Annotated in this window: 9 protein-coding genes, 1 tRNA gene and 3 rRNA genes; 1 reads left to right on the forward strand and 12 read right to left on the reverse strand. The window is 66.5% G+C overall.

Translation table 11 applies throughout. The annotated features are described in order from the left end of the window. Positions 1-28: 28 nt before the first annotated feature. From JIX56_RS11550 to JIX56_RS11580, 7 genes are all read right to left on the reverse strand, one after another. On the reverse strand, positions 29-574 hold the full coding sequence (locus JIX56_RS11550) for a CinA family protein (protein ID WP_257539885.1): 546 nt from the start codon (positions 572-574) through the stop codon (positions 29-31). Further along, on the reverse strand, positions 571-1,302 hold the full coding sequence (gene pgsA / locus JIX56_RS11555) for a CDP-diacylglycerol--glycerol-3-phosphate 3-phosphatidyltransferase (RefSeq protein WP_257539887.1): 732 nt from the start codon (positions 1,300-1,302) through the stop codon (positions 571-573). Before pgsA ends, JIX56_RS11550 begins: the two co-directional genes overlap by 4 nt. Then, complete coding sequence (gene rimO / locus JIX56_RS11560) at positions 1,299-2,780, reverse strand: 30S ribosomal protein S12 methylthiotransferase RimO (protein WP_257539889.1); 1,482 nt, start codon at positions 2,778-2,780, stop codon at positions 1,299-1,301. The genes pgsA and rimO overlap by 4 nt, the downstream gene beginning before the upstream one ends. A gap of 120 nt (positions 2,781-2,900) precedes the next feature. Next, positions 2,901-3,761: a helix-turn-helix domain-containing protein gene (locus tag JIX56_RS11565; RefSeq protein WP_257539891.1), complete on the reverse strand. Its 861-nt coding sequence runs from the start codon at positions 3,759-3,761 to the stop codon at positions 2,901-2,903. Positions 3,762-4,085: 324 nt separating this feature from the next. Continuing rightward, the gene (locus JIX56_RS11570; protein WP_257539893.1) at positions 4,086-6,818 is read right to left on the reverse strand and encodes an FtsK/SpoIIIE family DNA translocase; all 2,733 of its coding nucleotides are present in this window, start codon (positions 6,816-6,818) and stop codon (positions 4,086-4,088) included. 185 nt (positions 6,819-7,003) lie between these two features. After that, positions 7,004-7,687: a response regulator gene (locus JIX56_RS11575; protein WP_257539894.1), complete on the reverse strand. Its 684-nt coding sequence runs from the start codon at positions 7,685-7,687 to the stop codon at positions 7,004-7,006. 297 nt (positions 7,688-7,984) lie between these two features. Beyond that, a complete protein-coding gene (locus JIX56_RS11580) occupies positions 7,985-13,483 on the reverse strand; it encodes a HAMP domain-containing protein (RefSeq protein ID WP_257539895.1) in 5,499 nt (1,832 codons plus the stop codon). Between the two features lie 406 nt (positions 13,484-13,889). Here JIX56_RS11580 and JIX56_RS11585 point away from each other — a divergent pair, with 406 nt between their 5' ends. After that, positions 13,890-16,634 (forward strand): SpoIIE family protein phosphatase, encoded by a 2,745-nt coding sequence (locus JIX56_RS11585; RefSeq protein ID WP_257539897.1) that lies wholly within the window; start codon positions 13,890-13,892, stop codon positions 16,632-16,634. Positions 16,635-16,683: 49 nt separating this feature from the next. Here JIX56_RS11585 and JIX56_RS11590 read toward each other — a convergent pair. The 5 genes from JIX56_RS11590 to JIX56_RS11610 all read right to left on the reverse strand — a co-directional run bounded on the left by JIX56_RS11590 (position 16,684) and on the right by JIX56_RS11610 (position 22,842). Further along, positions 16,684-16,756 (reverse strand) — tRNA-Thr (locus JIX56_RS11590). A 143-nt stretch (positions 16,757-16,899) separates the two neighbouring features. Then, on the reverse strand, positions 16,900-17,562 hold the full coding sequence (locus JIX56_RS11595; protein ID WP_257550817.1) for a DegT/DnrJ/EryC1/StrS family aminotransferase: 663 nt from the start codon (positions 17,560-17,562) through the stop codon (positions 16,900-16,902). A gap of 114 nt (positions 17,563-17,676) precedes the next feature. Continuing rightward, positions 17,677-17,793, reverse strand: a 5S ribosomal RNA gene (rrf, locus tag JIX56_RS11600). A 93-nt stretch (positions 17,794-17,886) separates the two neighbouring features. Further along, positions 17,887-21,008: ribosomal RNA gene (locus JIX56_RS11605) — 23S ribosomal RNA — on the reverse strand. A gap of 308 nt (positions 21,009-21,316) precedes the next feature. Beyond that, positions 21,317-22,842: ribosomal RNA gene (locus tag JIX56_RS11610) — 16S ribosomal RNA — on the reverse strand. Together the 16S, 23S and 5S rRNA genes form the textbook arrangement of a ribosomal RNA operon. Between the last annotated feature and the right edge of the window lie 55 nt (positions 22,843-22,897).

Here is a 22,897-nt window from a genome sequence, read left to right on the forward strand (position 1 = left end):
CTGTTGTGTTCACTCAGGGCTGCAAACATCAAGTCCCCCCGTTCTGTTCCGTATCCTGTGCCCGCTCATTCCCGGTCTGTTCGCCCGCAAGCTCCTGAAGGAGCAGTGCGAGTACGCTCCGTACACTCTCCTTACGGATTTCCGTCCGGCCGCCGTTCAACCGCAACGACGACACTTTCCCGCCACCGAATGCGCCGGAAACCGTCGCGGAGGGCCCGGCGACGGCCACGTGGACCGTGCCGACGGGCTGGCCGTCCTGAGGTTCCGGGCCTGCGACTCCGGTGGTCGAAATTCCCCAGTCGGCGCCGAGCACCCTGCGCACGCCGTCCGCCATCTGGGCCGCGACCTGCGGATCCACCGCTCCGCGCTGGTCCAGGAGGGTGGCGTCGACACCGAGCAACTGGTGCTTGAGCTCGGTGGCGTACGGGGTGACGGAGCCCCGGAAAACTTGGGAGGACCCCGGGATCGCGGTGATCGCGGCGGCGACCAGACCACCGGTCAGCGACTCGGCGACAGCGAGCGTCTCACCCCTCACCGTCAGTAGTCGCAGCACGTCGGCGGCCGTGGAGGTCAACGTTCCGCTCCCTCCGCCGCGGCCTCGCGCTCGGCGATTCCCTGTCGGCGCAGCACAATGGCCTGTCTCACATAGTCGAGTCCGGTGACGACGGTCAGGACGACCGCCCCGGCCATCACCCACCACCTCAGGGTGGCCAGCGGCCCCTCCAGCACCAGGACGTACATGCCGACGGCCACGCCCTGTGTGAGGGTCTTCAGCTTGCCGCCGCGGCTCGCCGGGATGACTCCGTACCGGATGACGATGAAACGCAGGAGCGTGATCCCGAGTTCCCGGCCGAGGATGACTCCCGTCACCCACCAGGGCAGATCACCGAGGGACGACAGACAGATCAGCGCCGCACCCATGATCGCCTTGTCGGCTATGGGATCGGCGATCTTCCCGAAGTCGGTGACGAGGTCGTACGTCCGGGCCAGGTGGCCGTCGAAGACGTCGGTGATCATGGCGACGGCGAAGGCGGCCCAGGCCCACGCCCGCCAGACCGGGTCGTACCCGCCGTCCATGAGCATCAGCACGACGAAGCCCGGTACGAGAACCAGACGGACCATGGTCAGGATGTTCGCGATGTTCCAGAGGCTGGCCTGGTTGACGGCGACAGCGCCCAGCTTCCCGCCACGCACGGACTTCGGGCCGCCGGGAGCGCCCGGGGCGCCGGGAACGCCGGAGGCGCTCGTCGCGCCCTTGGCGCCGGAGGTGCCGCCCGCCGCGGATGCCGGGGCTCCCGTCATCTGGCCGCCTCCTCAGTACACACGAGGGAGCCGAGCGCGCCCGGAAGCACCTCGGCCACCAGGTCGACGCCTTCCGTACCGACCACCTTCGCCTCGACCATAAGGCCGACACTCAAGTCCTCGCCGCTCGTGAACAGCACCTGGCCGTCCGTCTCGGGCGCCTGGTGCGCGGCACGGCCGTAGGCGCCCTCGTCCCCGTCGACCGACTCGACCAGCACGCGCACGGTCTGTCCGACACGCTCCTCGGCGCGCTGCGAGACCAGCTCCTCGGCCAGCCGCGAGATACGCGCGAGCCGCTCGGCGACCACGTCCTCGTCCAGCTTGTTCTCGTACGTCGCCGCCTCGGTGCCCTCCTCGTCGGAGTACCCGAAGACGCCGATGGCGTCCAGTCTCGCGCCGTTCAGGAAGCGTTCCAGCTCCGCGAGGTCGTCCTCGGTCTCGCCGGGGAAGCCCACGATGAAGTTGGACCGCACGCCGGCCTCGGGTGCCTTGCCGCGGATGGTGTCGAGCAGCTCCAGGAAGCGGTCGGTGTCGCCGAAGCGGCGCATCGAGCGCAGCACGGCGGGGGCGGAGTGCTGGAAGGACAGGTCGAAGTAGGGCACGACCTTGGGTGTGGAGGTGAGCACGTCGATGAGACCGGGCCGCATCTCGGCGGGCTGGAGATAGCTCACGCGCACCCGCTCGATGCCGTCGACCTCGGCGAGCTCGGGCAGCAGGGACTCCAGCAGCCGGATGTCGCCCAGGTCCTTGCCGTACGAGGTGTTGTTCTCGGAGACCAGCATGACCTCCTTGACGCCCTGCTCGGCCAGCCACCGCGTCTCGTTCAGCACGTCCGAGGGACGGCGCGAGATGAAGGAGCCGCGGAAGGAGGGAATGGCGCAGAAGGAGCAGCGGCGGTCGCAGCCGGAGGCGAGCTTCACGGAGGCGACAGGGGAGCCGTCCAGGCGGCGGCGCAGCGGTGAGCGAGGCCCGGAAGCCGGAGCGAGGCCTTCCGGAAGATCGACGGGGGCGTGCCCCGGAAGAGCGACCTCGGCCGCGGACTCCTGGCGCTCGGCCGGGCTGATCGGCAGCAGCTTGCGCCGGTCGCGGGGGGTGTGCGAGGCGTGGATGCCGCCGTTCAGGATGGTCTGGAGGCGGTCGGAGATGTCCGCGTAGTCGTCGAAGCCGAGCACGCCGTCGGCCTCGGGCAGCGCCTCGGCGAGCTCCTTGCCGTACCGCTCGGCCATGCAGCCGACCGCGACGACGGCCTGGGTTCTGCCGTGTCCCTTGAGGTCGTTGGCCTCCAGGAGGGCGTCGACGGAGTCCTTCTTGGCGGCTTCGACGAAGCCACAGGTGTTGACGACCGCGACGTCCGCTTCCTCGGCGTCCTCGACGAGCTCCCAGCCGTCCGCCTCCAAGCGGCCTGCGAGCTCCTCCGAGTCCACCTCGTTACGGGCGCAGCCAAGAGTGACGAGTGCGACGGTACGGCGTTCAGGCATGGGCTCAAGAGTACTTCGTCCCACTGACAGCCCACGTCGACGGGGTTGGCCGATCTTGGCCAACCCCGTCGACGTTCGTTTCCCTTTGCGGCGCCTGTGCGTAACCCCGGCGAGGTCCGCCTATCCGACCTCGGGGTCGCCCTTCGTGTACGTCAGGCGTTCGACCTGGCCGGGCTGGAAGTCGTCCTCGATCTTCTTGCCGTTGACGTAGAGCTGGACGGCCCCGGCGTCGCCGAGGACGAGGTCGATCTTGGAGCTGTCCTGGAAGGTCTTGGTCTCGCCCTGCTTGAGGAGCCCGTCCCACAGGAGCCGGCCGCTGTGGTCCTTGGCGGAGATCCAGCTGCGGCCGTCGGCGGCGCTGACCTGGACGGTCACCTTGTCACGGGGCGCGGCCGCGATGGCGCTGTCGGTCGGGTCGGGCTTCGGGTCGGCGTCGGGCTTGTCGGCCTTGGGCGTGGGCGAGGCGGGCTTGCTGGTGGTCGGCGTGGAGCCCTCGGCGACCTGTGTGGTGTCGGCGTCGCCGCCGTCGAATGCGGTGAAGCCGACGAAGCCGATCACCGCGACGATCGCGGCGACCATGGCGGCGGTCCAGTTGGGGCCGCGCCGCTCGGGACGGATGCGCTCCGCCTCGAACAGCGGAGCCGCCGGAGTCGGCGCGGGCCGCCCGCCGTGCGCTTCGTCGAACTGCGCGAGCAGCGGAACGGGATCGATACGCACCGCGCGCGCGAGGGTGCGGATGTGACCGCGCGCGTAGACGTCGCCACCACAGGGGGCGAAGTCGTCCTGCTCGATCGCGTGCACGATGGCGATGCGGACCCGGGTGGCGTTGCTGACGTCGTCGACGGTCAGCCCGGCCGCGATACGTGCCTGCTGGAGGGCACGGCCGATCGAGGGGCGTTCCGCCAAGCGTTCGTCACGGTCGTCTTCGAACGGACGCTCGTCTTCGGGGAAGTTGCCGTCAGGGGAGTTGCCGATGGACACGGGGGCGCCTTTCGAGCGTGTAGCCACCTGTGCTGGAAGTTCAGTCTAGGGGGGGTACGAAAGGGTGGGGCAACCGGGCGGTGCGACTTTGTACGCCATCAGAATGGCCGGTCATCCTGCTAGTGGTGACGGTGGGGCATGAGGCTTTCCCCTCCTCCAACTTGACGTACACCGAAGGGAAACGGTTGCTCGCCATTTCCTTACGGGTAGGTCACGTTCGAATACCCGGATGCCGTAATCCCATCCGCGTTCCGCCCGTCGGACAACCGGTTTTCACCGGTCGTGCGCACCTGTCGCGCCCCTCCGAGATCCTTGCTGCGGCCCTTACGCCTCAGTCTCCCCCCGGATCACTGCCAGCACGCCGTCCAGCTCGTCGGGTTTCACGAGAACGTCACGTGCCTTGGAGCCCTCGCTCGGCCCCACGATGCCCCGGGACTCCATGAGGTCCATCAGCCGCCCGGCCTTGGCGAAGCCGACACGCAGCTTGCGCTGGAGCATGGAGGTCGAGCCGAACTGGGTGGAGACGACGAGTTCGGCCGCCTGGCACAGCAGGTCGAGGTCGTCACCGATCTCCTCGTCGATCTCCTTCTTCTGCTTGGTGCCCACGGTGACGTCGTCCCGGAAGACAGGCGCCATCTGGTCCTTGCAGTGCTGGACGATCGCCGCGACCTCGTCCTCGGTCACGAACGCGCCCTGCATACGGGTCGGCTTGTTCGCCCCCATCGGCAGGAAGAGCCCGTCGCCCTTGCCGATGAGCTTCTCGGCGCCGGGCTGGTCGAGGATGACGCGCGAGTCGGCGAGGGAGGAGGTGGCGAAGGCGAGCCTCGAGGGCACGTTCGCCTTGATCAGACCCGTGACGACGTCCACGGACGGCCGCTGCGTGGCGAGCACCAGATGGATGCCGGCCGCGCGCGCGAGCTGCGTGATACGCACGATCGCGTCCTCGACGTCGCGCGGCGCGACCATCATCAGGTCGGCCAGCTCGTCCACGATCACCAGCAGATACGGGTACGGCTGGAGCTCTCGCTCGCTGCCCTCGGGCAGCTTCACCTTGCCGTTCCTGATGGCCTCGTTGAAGTCGTCGATGTGCCGGTAGCCGAACGCCGCCAGGTCGTCGTAGCGCAGGTCCATCTCACGCACGACCCACTGGAGCGCCTCGGCGGCCCGCTTGGGGTTGGTGATGATCGGCGTGATGAGGTGCGGGATGCCCTCGTACGCGGTCAGTTCTACGCGCTTGGGGTCGACGAGGACCATGCGGACGTCCTCGGGGGTCGCGCGGACCATGACCGAGGTGATCAGACAGTTGATGCACGACGATTTACCCGAGCCGGTCGCACCTGCGACGAGCACATGCGGCATCTTCGCCAGATTGGCCATCACGTAGCCGCCCTCGACGTCCTTGCCGAGCGCCACCAGCATCGGGTGGTCGTCCTCGGCCGCGTCCGCGAGGCGCAGTACGTCACCGAGGTTGACCATCTCGCGGTCGGTGTTGGGGATCTCGATACCGACGGCCGACTTGCCGGGGATCGGGCTGATGATCCGCACGTCCGGGCTGGCGACGGCGTACGCGATGTTCTTGGTGAGCGCGGTGATCCGCTCCACCTTCACCGCCGGACCCAGCTCGACCTCGTAGCGCGTGACCGTCGGTCCGCGGGTGAAGCCGGTGACGGAGGCGTCGACCTTGAACTCGGAGAAGACGTTCGAGAGGGAGGCCACTATGGCGTCGTTGGCGGCGCTGCGCGTCTTGCCGGGGCCGCCCCGCTCCAGGAGGTCGAGCGAGGGCAGGGCGTAGGTGATGTCGCCGGAGAGCTGGAGCTGTTCGGCGCGCGGCGGCAGCTCGCGGGGCGCGGCGGGGGCTTTGGTGAGGTCCGGCACCAGGGCGTCCTGCCTGGCCCCCTTGGGCGGCTTGGCGGCCGGTGCTTCCTGCTGGGGCGGCTTGCTGCGCGCGGCCGGGACAGGGGTCGTCTCCTCGCGGTCCCCCACGCTGACGCCCTGGGTGAGGTCGGCGACCACGGGCGAGGGCGGCATCCCGTGCAGCACGGCCCCGTCGAGCGCGGCAGCGGCGGCCGCGGCGACGTCCACGGCGTCCATCGGCCGGTCCGGATCGGGCTGCCGCACGGCGGAGCGACGGGGGCGGCGCCGGGAGAAGGCCTCCTGCTCGGCGCTGTCGGGGTCGTACGGTTCGGGGGCGGAGCCGCGCCTGCGGCGGCGCGGGGGCGGCGTATCGCGCCACTGCTCGTCATAGCGCGCGTCGTCCTCGCCGTACTCGTCGTCGTCCTCGTCGTCCGCGACGATGCCCAGCTTCCGCCCGAGCAGCCGCAGCCGCTGCGGGATCGCGTTCACCGGCGTCGCGGTGACCACGAGCAGCCCGAAGACCGTGAGCAGCACGAGCATCGCCACGGCGAGGGCCTCGCCCATGATGTACGTCAGCGGGGTGGCCGTGCTCCAGCCGATGAGCCCCCCTGCGTCCCTTATCGCCTGCATGCCGGCGCTGCGGGCGGGCGAACCGCAGGCGAGGTGGACCTGACCGAGCACACCGATGACGAGCGCGGAGAGGCCGATGACGATACGGCCGTTGGCCTCGGGCTTCTCGGGGTGCCGGATGAACCGCACGGCGATGACCGCGAGCAGTATCGGCACGAGCAGGTCGAGCCGGCCGAAGGCGCCGGTCACGAGCATCTCGACGAGATCGCCCACCGGGCCGCGCAGATTGGACCAGGTGCCGGCGGCGACGATCAGGGCGAGGGCGAGCAGCAGCAGCGCGACGCCGTCCTTGCGGTGCGCCGGGTCGAGATTCTTCGCGCCCTGCCCTATGCCACGGAAGACGGCGCCGACGGCGTGCGCGGCACCGAGCCAGACGGCGCGTACGAGCCTGTACACGCCTGAGGTCGGATTGGGCGCCGGCTTCGGAGGGGCCGTCTTCTTCGCCGTCGCCTTCTTGGCGGGTGCCTTCTTGGCGGCGGCTTTCTTCGCGGGGGCCTTCTTCGCCGGAGCCTTCGTCGGAGCGGCCGCCTTCTTCGCGGGCGGCTTCTTCGCTGCGGACTGACGTGAGGCCATGAGTGTGAGGTTACCGGTGGAGGCCACAGCCGACACGTGTGCCTACTGCTTCACCCGTTCGTGTCGCGCGCTCGAAGGCCCGAAGCTGACACGGCCTGACAGGCTCTCAGCCCGGCTGATCTCGCTCACAACTGGGCGCGGGCCCGGACCACTTGCGTGACCCCGGCCCGCGCTCAGGAACGTACTCAGTTCTGCGACGGCACCGAGGGAGGTCCGCCCGTGCCCGGCTCCAACGCGTCCAGCGCCCTGCGCAGGCCCGTGAGTTTGCGTTCGAGATGGGCCGCGGTGGCCACCGCGGCGGCGTCCGCGGAGTCGTCGTCGAGCTGTTTGGAGAGCGCTTCGGCTTGCTCCTCGACGGCCGCGAGCCGCGCGGAGAGTTCGGCGAGGATGCCGCCGGAGGGCTCCTTGGAGCCGCCCGTCGCGCCCTTGCCGCCGCCCTCCAACTGGAGCCGCAGCAGCGCCGCCTGCTCCCTGAGCTGGCAGTTCTTCATATACAGCTCGACGAAGACGGAGACCTTGGCGCGCAGCACCCAGGGGTCGAACGGCTTCGAGATGTAGTCGACCGCACCCGCCGCGTACCCACGGAACGTGTGGTGCGGTCCGTGGTTGATGGCGGTGAGAAAAATGATCGGGATGTCCCGGGTCCGTTCGCGCCGCTTAATGTGCGCGGCCGTTTCGAAACCGTCCATTCCCGGCATCTGGACGTCCAGCAGAATGACCGCGAAGTCATCCGTCAACAGCGCCTTGAGCGCTTCCTCCCCGGACGATGCCCTCACCAGTGTCTGATCGAGCGCGGAGAGGATGGCCTCCAGCGCCAACAGATTCTCCGGCCGGTCATCGACCAGGAGGATCTTGGCCTTCTGCACCATGGCCCGCCCTCCTCGCCCCGGCTTGGGGCCTCCCCTGTCCGCAGGACTCGACGTGACACCACTCGGCGTCACCCCAGGGGACGACTCCCTCGCGCCACCCGTCCTTGTGCCGGTCATCGTAGCCGCACCCCGCCTGTCGCCACACCCTGTCACCATGATGTCACTGTGCTCGTAGCAGAAACGCGGCAGGGGACCAGAAGGTTCCCCGAATCCCGCGTTTCTACACGGCCGTGGCCACACTCAGTCAACAAGTCCGCGCGCGCCCCAGCGGGTTGCGACCGCCTGCCGTACTTCCTGTCACTCACTCCGCATCCACTGCTCCATGACCGACAGCAGATGATCCGGATCGACCGGCTTCGTCACATAGTCGGAGGCTCCCGAGTCGATCGCCTTCTCCCGGTCGCCCTTCATCGCCTTGGCCGTCAGCGCGATGATCGGCAGTCCGGCGAACTGGGGCATCCGGCGGATGGCCGTGGTCGTCGCGTATCCGTCCATCTCGGGCATCATGATGTCCATCAGGACGACCGTCACGTCGTCGTGCTGTTCCAGGACCTCGATGCCCTCACGGCCGTTCTCGGCGTACAGCACGGACAGACCGTGCTGTTCCAGAACGCTGGTGAGCGCGAAGACGTTACGGATGTCGTCGTCGACGATGAGCACCTTCTCGCCTTCGAACCGGGCCGTCCGGCGCGACTGCGACGCCGCCTCCTGAGCCGCCTGCTGCGCCCAGTGCTCCTGTGCCTGCCCGTTGCCCTGACCGGGCAGGGCGGACGGGAAACCCGCCGGCACGCCCCTGCGGCGCCGCCTGAAGAGCGCGGCGGCCCCGTTCTGGGTCTCGCGGTACGACCTCACCTCGGCCGGCGTCTCGGTGCGCTCGGCCAGCTCGTCCTCGGAGGCCAGCAGTTCCCCGGCCTCCAGTGCGGCGGGCGCGTTGTGCGCATAGCCCTGCGGGGGCAGTTCGCTCGGGTGCAGCGGCAAATACAGGGTGAAGGTGGAGCCGCGTCCGGGCTCGCTCTGCGCGTGGATCTCGCCGCCCAGCAGCCGGGCGATCTCCCGCGAGATGGACAACCCCAGACCCGTACCGCCGTACTTGCGGCTCGTGGTGCCGTCCGCCTGCTTGAACGCCTCGAAGATCACCCGCATCTTGCTGGCCGCGATACCGATGCCCGTGTCCGTCACCGAGAAAGCGATCATGCCGGCGTCCGCGTCCCGCAGCGAGCCCGCCTCCAGGAGCTGCTCCCTGATGGCCACCGGCACATCCGCGCCGGCGGGCCGGATGACCAGCTCGACGGCCCCGGAGTCGGTGAACTTCACCGCGTTGGACAGCAGGTTCCGCAGCACCTGCAACAGCCGCTGCTCGTCCGTGTGCAGCGTGGCGGGCAGCTCCGGCGAGACCCGTACGGAGAAGTCGAGGCCCTTCTCCGCGGTCAGCGGCCGGAAGGTGGCCTCCACGTAGTCGACGAGCTGGACGAGCGCGATACGGGTCGGCGAGACGTCCATCTTGCCCGCCTCGACCTTCGACAGGTCCAGGATGTCGTTGATCAGCTGGAGCAGGTCGGAGCCCGCCCCGTGGATCGTCTCGGCGAACTCGACCTGCTTGGGCGTCAGATTCGACTCGGCGTTGTCGGCGAGCAGCTTGGCGAGGATCAGCAGCGAGTTGAGCGGGGTGCGCAACTCGTGCGACATGTTCGCGAGGAACTCGCTCTTGTAGCGCATGGACACCGCGAGCTGCTCGGCGCGCTCCTCCAGGACCTGCCGCGCCTCCTCGATCTCGGTGTTCTTGACCTCGATGTCGCGGTTCTGCCGGGCCAGCAGTTCGGCCTTCTCCTCCAGTTCGGCGTTGGACGCCTGGAGGGCCTTCTGCCGGTTCTCCAACTCGTCGGAGCGCTCACGCAGTTGCTCGGTCAGCTCCTGCGACTGCTTCAGCAGCACCTCGGTCTTGGTGTTGACGGAGATGGTGTTGACGCTCGTCGCGATCATCTCCGCGATCTGGTTCAGGAAGTCCTTCTGGATCTGCGTGAACGGGGTGAACGACGCCAGCTCGATGACACCGAGCACGGTCCCCTCGAAGAGCACCGGGAGCACGATGACCTGCGCAGGGGGCGCCTCGCCGAGCCCGGAGGAGATCTTCAGATAGCCGCTCGGCGCGTTCTCCACGAGGATCGTGCGCTTCTCCTGGGCGGCCGTGCCGACCAGCGCCTCACCCGGCCGGAACGACGTCGGCATCGAGCCCATGGAGTAGCCGTAGGAGCCGAGCATGCGCAGCTCGTACTGCTCCTCGTCGTCCGGGGCCAGGTCCTTTCCGTCGAGGAACGGCAGCGCGAGGAAGAACGCGCCGTGCTGCGCGGACACCACCGGCGTCAGCTCGCTCATGATCAGCGAGGCCACGTCGTCGAGGTCCCGGCGGCCCTGCATGAGGGCGGAGATCCGGGCGAGGTTGCCCTTGAGCCAGTCCTGCTCCTGGTTGGCGATCGTGGTGTCGCGCAGGTTGGCGATCATCTTGTTGATGTAGTCCTGCAGCTCCTTGATCTCGCCGGACGCGTCGACGTCGATCTTGAGGTTCAGGTCGCCACGGGTCACCGCGGTGGCCACGCGCGCGATGGCGCGCACCTGCCGGGTCAGGTTCCCGGCCATCTCGTTCACCGACTCGGTGAGGTCCCGCCAGGTGCCGTCGACGTCCCGCACGCGCGCCAGACCGCCCAGCTGCCCCTCGGTACCCACCTCACGGGCCACCCGGGTGACCTCCTCGGCGAAGGACGACAGCTGGTCGACCATCGTGTTGATGGTGGTCTTGAGCTCCAGGATCTCGCCGCGCGCGTCGATGTCGATCTTCTTGGTCAGATCGCCCTTGGCGATGGCGGTCGTGACCATCGCGATGTTGCGGACCTGTCCGGTGAGGTTGGACGCCATCGAGTTCACGGACTCGGTGAGGTCCTTCCAGGTGCCGGCCACACCCGGTACGTGCGCCTGGCCGCCCAGGATGCCGTCCGTGCCCACCTCACGGGCCACCTTGGTGACCTGGTCGGCGAACGAACTCAGCGTCTTCACCATGCTGTTGAAGGTGTCGGCCAGCTGCGCGACCTCACCGCGCGCCTCGATCGTCACCGTACGGGTCAGATCGCCGTTGGCGACGGCGGCCGCGACCTGGGAGATGTTCCGCACCTGCATGGTCAGGTTCTTGGCCATCAGGTTCACATTGCCGCTGAGGTCCTTCCAGATGCCGGTGACACCCGGCACGTGCGCCTGGCCGCCGAGGATGCCCTCGGTGCCCACCTCACGGGCCACCCGGGTCACCTGCTCGGCGAAGGACGACAGCTGGTCGACCATCGTGTTGACGGTCGTGACGAGTTCGAGGATCTCGCCCTTCGCGTCGACGGTGATCTTCTTCGACAGGTCGCCCTTGGCGACGGCGGTCGTGACCTCGGCGATCTGACGCACCTGGATGGTCAGGTTGTTCGCCATGAAGTTCACGGACTGCGTGAGGTCCTTCCAGGTGCCGGAGACGCCCTGCACCTCGGCTTGACCGCCGAGTTGGCCCTCCGTACCCACCTCGCGGGCGACCCGGGTGACCTCCTCCGCGAACGACGACAGCTGGTCCACCATCGTGTTCAGCGTGTTCTTCAGCTCCAGGATCTCGCCGCGCGCGTCCACGGTGATCTTCTGGGAGAGGTCACCGCGGGCCACCGCCGTGGCGACCTGCGCGATGTTGCGGACCTGGTCGGTCAGATTGCCGGCCATGCCGTTCACGGACTCGGTGAGGTCGTGCCACACACCGGCGACACCGGGCACCCGCGCCTGTCCGCCCAGCCGACCTTCCGTACCCACCTCACGGGCGACCCGGGTCACCTGGTCGGCGAACGACGACAGCTGGTCCACCATCGTGTTGATGGTGTTCTTCAGCTCCAGGATCTCGCCGCGCGCGTCGACGTCGATCTTCTGGGAGAGGTCACCGCGCGCCACAGCCGTCGTGACCTGCGCGATGTTGCGCACCTGAGAGGTGAGGTTGCCCGCCATCGAGTTGACGGAGTCGGTCAGTTCCTTCCACGTACCCGATACGCCGTCCACGCGGGCCTGACCGCCGAGACGGCCCTCCGTGCCCACGTCCCGAGCCATCCGGGTCACCTGGTCGGCGAAGCTCGACAGCTGGTCCACCATCGTGTTCACGGTGTTCTTCAGTTCGAGCATCTCGCCCGCGACATCGACGGTGACCTTCTGCGAGAGATCGCCGTTGGCCACGGCCGTCGTCACCGCCGCGATGTTCCTCACCTGTCCGGTGAGGTTCCGGAACGCGGTGTTGACGGAGTCCGTCAGGTCCTTCCACGTACCGGCCGCGCCCGGCACCTGCGCCTGACCGCCCAGCCGACCCTCGGCACCCACCTCGTTGGCCACCCGCGTGACCTCGGCACCGAAGTAGGAGAGCTGGTCGACCATCCCGTTGACGGTGTTCTTCATCGCGAGCATCTCGCCCGCGACATCGACGGTGACCTTCTGCGACAGGTCGCCGTTGGCCACGGCCGTCGTCACCGCCGCGATGTCCCGCACCTGGATGGTCAGGTTCCGGAAGACGGTGTTCACGGAATCGGTGAGGTCCTTCCATGTCCCCGCCGCACCCGGCACCTGCGCCTGACCACCCAGCCGACCCTCGGCACCGACCTCGTTGGCCACGCGCGTGACCTCGTCGGCGAAGATCCGCAGCGTCTCGGTCATCTGGTTGATCGTCTCGGCCAGCTTGGCGACCTCACCGCGCGCCGGGACGGTCACCTTCTGCGACAGATCACCATTGGCGACCGCGGTGGTGACCTGAGCGATCCCGCGCATCTGGAGGGTGAGGTTGCCGGCCATGGTGTTCACCGAATCGGTGAGTTCCTTCCACACACCGGCCACACCCGGCACTTCGGCCTGACCGCCGAGCTGCCCTTCGGTGCCCACCTCACGGGCGACTCGCGTCACCTCGGAGGAGAACGCGGAGAGCTGGTCGACCATCGTGTTGACGGTCTCCTTCAGCTCCAGCATCTCGCCGGCCACATGAACCGTGACCTTCCGGGACAGGTCACCCTTCGCGACCGCGGTCGTCACCAGCGCGATGTCCCTCACCTGTGCGGTGAGCCGATACGCCATGGTGTTGACGGACTCCGTCAGGTCCTTCCACGAACCGGACATCCCGCGCACCTTGGCCTGCCCGCCCAGCTTGCCCTCGGTGCCCACCTCGCTGGCCACGCGCGTGACCTCATCGGTGAACGTCGACAGTTGGTCGACCAGATTGTTGACCGTGCGCCCGACCTTCAGGAACTCCCCGCGCAGCGGATGCCCCGTCCCGTCCGGCGCCTGCGTCCGCAGTTCCATACGCGGCGACAGATCACCCTCCGCGACGGCCGACAGCACCCGGCTGACCTCGGAAACAGGCCGTACGAGGTCGTCGACCAGCGCGTTCGACGCGTCGATCGCGGCCGCCCAGGACCCCTCGCTCGCCCCCGTCTCCAACCGCTCGGTGAGCTTTCCCTCACGCCCCACCATGCGCCGCACCCGCGACAACTCGCCGGTCAGATGCAGATTCCGGTCCGCCACCTCGTTGAACACGGCGGCGATCTCGGACATGACGCCGTCACCCGAGACGGTGAGCCGCTTGCGGAAGTTGCCGTCCCGCATCGCCTCCAGCGCCGTGAGCAGCCGGTTCAGGGCCGCCGTGTCCACGGTGGTGGTCCCATTCCGCGGTTTGCGCGATGTGCGCTGGTCGTTCAGGGACTGTCCGCCTTTCGCGCGCGCCTTAGTGCCCCGCGCCGCTGCGCCAGACTCCACTGTGTCCCTCCCGCAAGGGTCGACCGTTCCTGCTAGACGTACTTCGCCGTATTCGAACGCTTGGCACTGCTCATACTGCTCGTACCACTCGTACTACTTCGTACTCGGATACTTCTGCTCGGCAAACCCGGTGCCACTCCCCGGCGCACTCGGAAGGTACTCGGCCCTGCCCGACCTTCTCCTGGAAGCCTGCCCAGTGTTTCACCATGGCTGAACCAGGCCATAACAGTTCGGCAGCTTCGCACACGGTCCGCACACCTCCGGACGGAAACACAGACGACCGGCATCCGCATGGACGGCGAAGGTAAGTAACCTTGCATGCGGCTGTCCAGCCATGCCGGTCCCGTCCGGCCTGGGCGGTGGCGCACGAGCACGAGTGGGCAGGCATCGGAGGGGCGGCCGCACCATGACCACCGGACTGCATCCTGGGGAAGCCCCCCGGGACCCCAGGCCGACGGAGAACCAGCCTCTGCCGCGGCAGGAGGCCGGCCGCGGGTCCTCGCACGTCGAGAACCGGACAAGGAGTTCTGTGATCACCGCGCGCGCGGCCGCCAGTTTCGACCCCGTCTCGCGATCCGTCGCGACCGCCCGCTCGTTCGTCCGCGACACCCTGCAGGGCTGGGGATTCGCCGACATCGTCGACGACGCCGTGGTCCTCACCAGCGAACTCGTCACCAACGCGGTCGTCCACGCGGGCACCTCCGCCGACGTCCTGTGCCTGCGGGCGGACGACGGCGTACGCATCGAGGTCGCCGACAGATACCCCGAGCGTGAGATCCCCCTCCAGGGCAGCCGCATCAACATGGGAAGCCCGGACCGCGAGGGCGGCCGCGGCCTCCAGCTGTGCGCGGCGATGGCCACCCGCTGGGGCGTCGAGTACACGTCCACGCACAAGCAGGTCTGGTTCCAACTCGACCTCCCCGACCGCCCGGTGGGCACCCGCACGGCCGGCCCGTCCCTCCCCGCCGACCTGCTCCCGCTCGCCGACGGCCGGGTCCGCGTCGCGGTCGTCCAGATCGACCGCTCGAGCGCGATCAGCGCCTGGAACGAAGACGCCGAGGAACTCTTCGGCTACGCGCCGGACCAGGTCATCGGCAAGCCCCTCACCGACCTCGCCGCCTGGCCGCACACCCCCGGCACCAGCACCGGCGTCGCCGAGGCCCTCCAACTCTCCCGCTGGGAGGGCAGTTACGGCATCCGCGGCGCCAACGGCCGGGTGACGCCGGTCTACGCCTCCCACCTCCGGGTCCGCGACACGGACGGCGACCCCTCCACGGTCTGCCTGCTCGTACGGGACCACGAGCGAGCCGTCCTCCAGACCCCGATCCGCGTACCGACCGGCGACTCCTCCGGCTCCGGCGAGGGCCAGGCCACGGACCCGTTCGAGGTCTTCATCGGCTCCCCCGCCCCGGACGACCTCGACGGCCTCCTCCAGCGCACGGTCGAACGGGCTCGCGACATGCTCGACGGCGACTCCGCCTTCCTGCTCCTGGCCACCGACGACGAGACCGAGCTGGAGGTACGGGCCTCCACGGGCCTCCCGTCGGCCCGCCAGCGCTTCGCCCGCGTCCCGGTGGAGGCCGGCCCCGGCCGCTACGGCTCGGCCCGCATGCCGGCCGTCCACGACGACCTCACGGCCGTCCCCGGCGCCGTGCCGCTCCTCAACGGCACGGGCATGCGCTCGGTCGTCACCGTCCCGCTCAAGGTCGAGGGCCGCCTCACGGGCTCCCTGGGCGTCGCCGCCGAGGCCCAGGGCCGGTACTCCAACGAGGAGGCCCTGCGCCTCCAGTTCGCCGCCGACCGCATCGCCCTGGCCGTCGAGTCGGCCCGTCTGGGCGAGCTGGAACGCCTGCGCCGCGGGTCGTTGAGTTTCCTCGTGGAAGCCTCCGACCTCCTGGCAGGCACCCTGGACCGCGACCAGACCCTCGCTCTCATGGCCCAGATGACGATCCCGACCCTGGCCACCTGGTGCGCGGTCTACACGATCGCCGACCAGGCCTCGGACCCGTACCTCAGTTACGTCCTGCACGAGGACGAGGACCTCATCGACGGCCTCAAGGCCCTCCTCTCCAAGATCCGCCCGCCGGAGCCGATCCCCACGCCGGGCGCCCGCGTCTGGACGGCCCCCGCCGAGGCGGCCCACCAGGCGGCTCTACGGACGTCCATGCGCAGCCTGGGCCTCGGCGAGCCCGCCACGGTCAGCTCGGGCATCGGCACGACACTGGCGACGGCCTCGGCGGTGGGCGGCGAGACCGTCGTACTCCCGTTGGTGGCCCGCAACCGCGTCATCGGCATGCTGACCCTCGGCAAGCCCACGGACGAGCACTTCCGCCAGGAGATCCTGGAGCTGGCGGAGGACCTCTCCCGCCGGGCCGCCCTCGCCCTGGACAACGCCCGTCTGTACTCGGAGCGCGTGGCCATCAGCCAGTCCCTCCAGCGCAGCCTCCTCCCGCCCGAACTCCCCCTGATCGACGGCGTGGAGGTAGAGGTCATCTACCGTGCGGCCGGCGAAGGCAACGAGGTCGGCGGCGACTTCTACGACCTGTTCCCCATCCGCGACGGCGCGTACGGCTTCGCCATCGGCGACGTCTGCGGCACTGGCCCGGAGGCCGCCGCGGTCACCGGCCTGGCCCGCCACGCCCTGCGCCTGCTCGCCCGGGAGGGTTACGGCGGCCCGGCGGTCCTGGAGCGCCTCAACTCCGCGATCATCGACGAGGGCGCCCGCAGCCGCTTCCTGACGCTCCTGTACGGCGAGCTGTGGCCCCAGGAGGACGGCAGCGCCGTCCTGAAGGTCGTCTGCGCCGGCCACCCGCTCCCGCTGCGCCTGCGCCAGGACGGCACGGTCGAGCCGGCCGCCGAACCGCAGGCCCTCCTCGGCGTCATGGAGGACCTGGAGCTGTACGAGCAGACGGTCACCCTCGACCCCGGCGACGTCCTCCTCTGTGTCACGGACGGCGTCACCGAACGCCGCGAAGGCACCCGCATGTTGGGCGACGACGGCCTCACCGAGGTCCTCACCGCCTGCACGGGCCTCACGGCGGGCGCGGTCGCGGCCCGTGTCATGCGCGCGGTCGAACGCTTCGCCTCCGACGCCCCGTCCGACGACATGGCCATCCTGGCGATGCGCGTCCCGGGCCTCCAGACGAACTGACCCCGGATACGACAAAGGCCCCGCCCAATAGGGCGGGGCCTTTTAGCTGAGCCCCCAAACGGAATCGAACCGTTGACCTTCTCCTTACCATGGAGACGCTCTGCCGACTGAGCTATAGGGGCCTGTCACCTGCTTGAGGTTTCCCTCGCGGCAACGAGATAGATCATACCCCGAATCGGCGACTGCTTCGAACCGCCCTGACCTGGAAGGGCAAACAGCGCGCGTACGAAGTCCACGCGCCCCCGAGTTGCCCCGCGCATCAGAACTAGAAAGCCGGCTGCAACAGCCCGCCGAGCGCGTTGCAGGCGGACACGAGGCGCTGCAGCTCCCGCCGCGACATCCGGCCGCCGATGGGCAGCGCCAGCGTCTCGTCGGCGGCCCGCTCGGTCTCCGGCAGACACACGTCCCGCCGGAATCCGGGCATCCGGTGCACCGGCGTCTTCACCGGCACGCTGCACTCGACTCCCTTGGCCCGCACGGCCCGCGCGAAGGCGTCCCGGTCCGGTCGCCCGTTCCCGGGCACCCGCACGACGTACTGCTGGAAGGTATGCCCGTCACACCCCTGGGGCGTCCGTACGCCCTTCAGCTTCGCGCTGAGATACGCGGCCCGCTGCCGACGCTCCGCCAGCTCGCTGTACGGCATCTCCGACTCACCCTGCTCCAGCACCAACAGCCCATGCCGCTGCCCGACTTGGTGCAGCGCCGCGATGTCGGCCGACCGACCGAAGCGGTGGACGACCACCACAGCCACCGTCCGCGATGTCACCGCGGCCTCGACACCCGAGGCATCCAGGCAGTACGTCACCGGGTCTATGTCGGCGAACACCGGCACAGCCCCCGCCAGGCTCACCGCCTGGGCGACCTCCGGGTTTCCGAACGCCGGCACGACGACCTCGTCACCGGCGCCGACACCCGCGGCCCTGAGCATTCCAACGGTACCCATGGCGCGGATCCTGGTCGCGCAATGTGAACTCCAAGTAAAGCCCAACAAAAAAGAGCTGGTCCCTGAACCGAAGTTCAGGGACCAGCTCTCTCAATATTTGTTCGGCGGTGTCCTACTCTCCCACAGGGTCCCCCCTGCAGTACCATCGGCGCTGTAAGGCTTAGCTTCCGGGTTCGGAATGTAACCGGGCGTTTCCCTCACGCTATGACCACCGAAACACTATGAAACTGTCAAACACCCGCACCACCCGCTGTGACCCGGGCGGGGTTGTTCGTGGTTTCAGAACCAACACAGTGGACGCGAGCAACTGAGGACAAGCCCTCGGCCTATTAGTACCAGTCAACTCCAGCGGTTACCCGCCTTCCATATCTGGCCTATCAACCCAGTCGTCTACTGGGAGCCTTAACCCCTCAAAGGGGGTGGGAATACTCATCTCGAAGCAGGCTTCCCGCTTAGATGCTTTCAGCGGTTATCCCTCCCGAACGTAGCCAACCAGCCATGCCCTTGGCAGAACAACTGGCACACCAGAGGTTCGTCCGTCCCGGTCCTCTCGTACTAGGGACAGCCCTTCTCAATATTCCTGCGCGCGCAGCGGATAGGGACCGAACTGTCTCACGACGTTCTAAACCCAGCTCGCGTACCGCTTTAATGGGCGAACAGCCCAACCCTTGGGACCGACTCCAGCCCCAGGATGCGACGAGCCGACATCGAGGTGCCAAACCATCCCGTCGATATGGACTCTTGGGGAAGATCAGCCTGTTATCCCCGGGGTACCTTTTATCCGTTGAGCGACGGCGCTTCCACAAGCCACCGCCGGATCACTAGTCCCGACTTTCGTCCCTGCTCGACCCGTCGGTCTCACAGTCAAGCTCCCTTGTGCACTTACACTCACCACCTGATTGCCAACCAGGCTGAGGGAACCTTTGGGCGCCTCCGTTACTCTTTAGGAGGCAACCGCCCCAGTTAAACTACCCATCAGACACTGTCCCCGATCCGGATCACGGACCCGGGTTAGACATCCAGCACGACCAGACTGGTATTTCAACGACGACTCCACCCGAACTGGCGTCCGAGCTTCACAGTCTCCCAGCTATCCTACACAAGCCGAACCGAACACCAATATCAAACTGTAGTAAAGGTCCCGGGGTCTTTCCGTCCTGCTGCGCGAAACGAGCATCTTTACTCGTAGTGCAATTTCACCGGGCCTATGGTTGAGACAGTCGAGAAGTCGTTACGCCATTCGTGCAGGTCGGAACTTACCCGACAAGGAATTTCGCTACCTTAGGATGGTTATAGTTACCACCGCCGTTTACTGGCGCTTAAGTTCTCAGCTTCGCACGCCCGAAAGCGCACTAACCGGTCCCCTTAACGTTCCAGCACCGGGCAGGCGTCAGTCCGTATACATCGCCTTACGGCTTCGCACGGACCTGTGTTTTTAGTAAACAGTCGCTTCTCGCTGGTCTCTGCGGCCACCCCCAGCTCACCGAGTAAATCGGATCACCGGTGATGGCCCCCCTTCTCCCGAAGTTACGGGGGCATTTTGCCGAGTTCCTTAACCATAGTTCACCCGAACGCCTCGGTATTCTCTACCTGACCACCTGAGTCGGTTTAGGGTACGGGCCGCCATGAAACTCGCTAGAGGCTTTTCTCGACAGCATAGGATCATCCACTTCACCACAATCGGCTCGGCATCAGGTCTCAGACTATTGCCAGGCGGATTTACCTACCTGACGTCCTACACCCTTACCCCGGGACAACCACCGCCCGGGATGGACTACCTTCCTGCGTCACCCCATCACTCACCTACTACAGGTCTGGTCCGTCGGCTCCACCACTTTCCTTTCCCCGAAGGGTCCGGAACGGCTTCACGGACTTAGCATCGCCTGGTTCAATGTTTGACGCTTCACAGCGGGTACCGGAATATCAACCGGTTATCCATCGACTACGCCTGTCGGCCTCGCCTTAGGTCCCGACTTACCCTGGGCAGATCAGCTTGACCCAGGAACCCTTGGTCAATCGGCGCACACGTTTCTCACGTGTGTATCGCTACTCATGCCTGCATTCTCACTCGTCAACCGTCCACAACTCGCTTCCGCGGCTGCTTCACCCGGCAGACGACGCTCCCCTACCCATCCCAGCGGGCGTTGGCCCTCATGCTGAAATGACACGACTTCGGCGGTACGCTTGAGCCCCGCTACATTGTCGGCGCGGAATCACTAGACCAGTGAGCTATTACGCACTCTTTCAAGGGTGGCTGCTTCTAAGCCAACCTCCTGGTTGTCTGTGCGACTCCACATCCTTTCCCACTTAGCGTACGCTTAGGGGCCTTAGTCGATGCTCTGGGCTGTTTCCCTCTCGACCATGGAGCTTATCCCCCACAGTCTCACTGCCGCGCTCTCACTTACCGGCATTCGGAGTTTGGCTAAGGTCAGTAACCCGGTAGGGCCCATCGCCTATCCAGTGCTCTACCTCCGGCAAGAAACACACGACGCTGCACCTAAATGCATTTCGGGGAGAACCAGCTATCACGGAGTTTGATTGGCCTTTCACCCCTAACCACAGGTCATCCCCCAGGTTTTCAACCCTGGTGGGTTCGGTCCTCCACGAAGTCTTACCTCCGCTTCAACCTGCCCATGGCTAGATCACTCCGCTTCGGGTCTTGAGCGTGCTACTCAAACGCCCTATTCGGACTCGCTTTCGCTACGGCTACCCCACAACGGGTTAACCTCGCAACACACCGCAAACTCGCAGGCTCATTCTTCAAAAGGCACGCAGTCACGAGGCAAGCACAAGTGCTCACCCGACGCTCCCACGGCTTGTAGGCACACGGTTTCAGGTACTATTTCACTCCGCTCCCGCGGTACTTTTCACCATTCCCTCACGGTACTATCCGCTATCGGTCACCAGGGAATATTTAGGCTTAGCGGGTGGTCCCGCCAGATTCACACGGGATTTCTCGGGCCCCGTGCTACTTGGGTGTCTCTCAAACGAGCCGTTGACGTTTCAGCTACGGGGGTCTTACCCTCTACGCCGGACCTTTCGCATGTCCTTCGCCTACATCAACGGTTTCTGACTCGTCCTGTCGCCGGCAGACGACAGAAGAGAGATCCCACAACCCCGTATACGCAACCCCTGCCGGGTCTCACACGCATACGGTTTGGCCTCATCCGGTTTCGCTCGCCACTACTCCCGGAATCACGGTTGTTTTCTCTTCCTGCGGGTACTGAGATGTTTCACTTCCCCGCGTTCCCTCCACTTGCCCTATGTGTTCAGGCAAGGGTGACAGCCCATGACGACTGCCGGGTTTCCCCATTCGGACACCCCCGGATCAAAGCCTGGTTGACGACTCCCCGGGGCCTATCGTGGCCTCCCACGTCCTTCATCGGTTCCTGGTGCCAAGGCATCCACCGTGCGCCCTTAAAAACTTGGCCACAGATGCTCGCGTCCACTGTGCAGTTCTCAAACAACGACCAACCACCCATCACCCCCGGCAACAACCGGAGTTCACTGGGGCCGGCACTGAAGGCAGCCACACGGCCATACCCTCAGACACCCAACAGCGTGCCCGACACCCTCGCCTCTCTCATCCGTGTTCCACGCCGAAGCAGTACTAACGAACCCGAGAAGACCGAGTGTGCCGAATAATCAACGTTCCACCCTTGAGCAACCACCGCAGAACATTCGCCTGCGTTGTGGCCCTGGACCACCGAGCAAGCTCGACGGCCTAGATGCTCCTTAGAAAGGAGGTGATCCAGCCGCACCTTCCGGTACGGCTACCTTGTTACGACTTCGTCCCAATCGCCAGTCCCACCTTCGACAGCTCCCTCCCTTACGGGTTGGGCCACCGGCTTCGGGTGTTACCGACTTTCGTGACGTGACGGGCGGTGTGTACAAGGCCCGGGAACGTATTCACCGCAGCACTGCTGATCTGCGATTACTAGCAACTCCGACTTCATGGGGTCGAGTTGCAGACCCCAATCCGAACTGAGACAGGCTTTTTGAGATTCGCTCCGCCTCACGGCTTCGCAGCTCATTGTACCTGCCATTGTAGCACGTGTGCAGCCCAAGACATAAGGGGCATGATGACTTGACGTCGTCCCCACCTTCCTCCGAGTTGACCCCGGCAGTCTCCTGTGAGTCCCCATCACCCCGAAAGGCATGCTGGCAACACAGAACAAGGGTTGCGCTCGTTGCGGGACTTAACCCAACATCTCACGACACGAGCTGACGACAGCCATGCACCACCTGTACACCGACCACAAGGGGGCGACCATCTCTGGCCGTTTCCGGTGTATGTCAAGCCTTGGTAAGGTTCTTCGCGTTGCGTCGAATTAAGCCACATGCTCCGCTGCTTGTGCGGGCCCCCGTCAATTCCTTTGAGTTTTAGCCTTGCGGCCGTACTCCCCAGGCGGGGAACTTAATGCGTTAGCTGCGGCACCGACGACGTGGAATGTCGCCAACACCTAGTTCCCACCGTTTACGGCGTGGACTACCAGGGTATCTAATCCTGTTCGCTCCCCACGCTTTCGCTCCTCAGCGTCAGTAATGGCCCAGAGATCCGCCTTCGCCACCGGTGTTCCTCCTGATATCTGCGCATTTCACCGCTACACCAGGAATTCCGATCTCCCCTACCACACTCTAGTCTGCCCGTATCGAATGCAGACCCGGGGTTAAGCCCCGGGCTTTCACATCCGACGCGACAGACCGCCTACGAGCTCTTTACGCCCAATAATTCCGGACAACGCTCGCGCCCTACGTATTACCGCGGCTGCTGGCACGTAGTTAGCCGGCGCTTCTTCTGCAGGTACCGTCACTTTCGCTTCTTCCCTGCTGAAAGAGGTTTACAACCCGAAGGCCGTCATCCCTCACGCGGCGTCGCTGCATCAGGCTTTCGCCCATTGTGCAATATTCCCCACTGCTGCCTCCCGTAGGAGTCTGGGCCGTGTCTCAGTCCCAGTGTGGCCGGTCGCCCTCTCAGGCCGGCTACCCGTCGTCGCCTTGGTGAGCCGTTACCTCACCAACAAGCTGATAGGCCGCGGGCTCATCCTTCACCGCCGGAGCTTTCCACCACCAGGCCATGCGGCCGGTGGTTGTATCCGGTATTAGACCCCGTTTCCAGGGCTTGTCCCAGAGTGAAGGGCAGATTGCCCACGTGTTACTCACCCGTTCGCCACTAATCCCCACCGAAGTGGTTCATCGTTCGACTTGCATGTGTTAAGCACGCCGCCAGCGTTCGTCCTGAGCCAGGATCAAACTCTCCGTGAATGTTTACCCGTAATCGGGTGCACACATCACGAGAGCGGAACAACCAGGCGGAATA

Source organism: Streptomyces sp. CA-210063, assembly GCF_024612015.1.
In the GTDB taxonomy this organism is placed as follows: Bacteria; Actinomycetota; Actinomycetes; order Streptomycetales; family Streptomycetaceae; genus Streptomyces.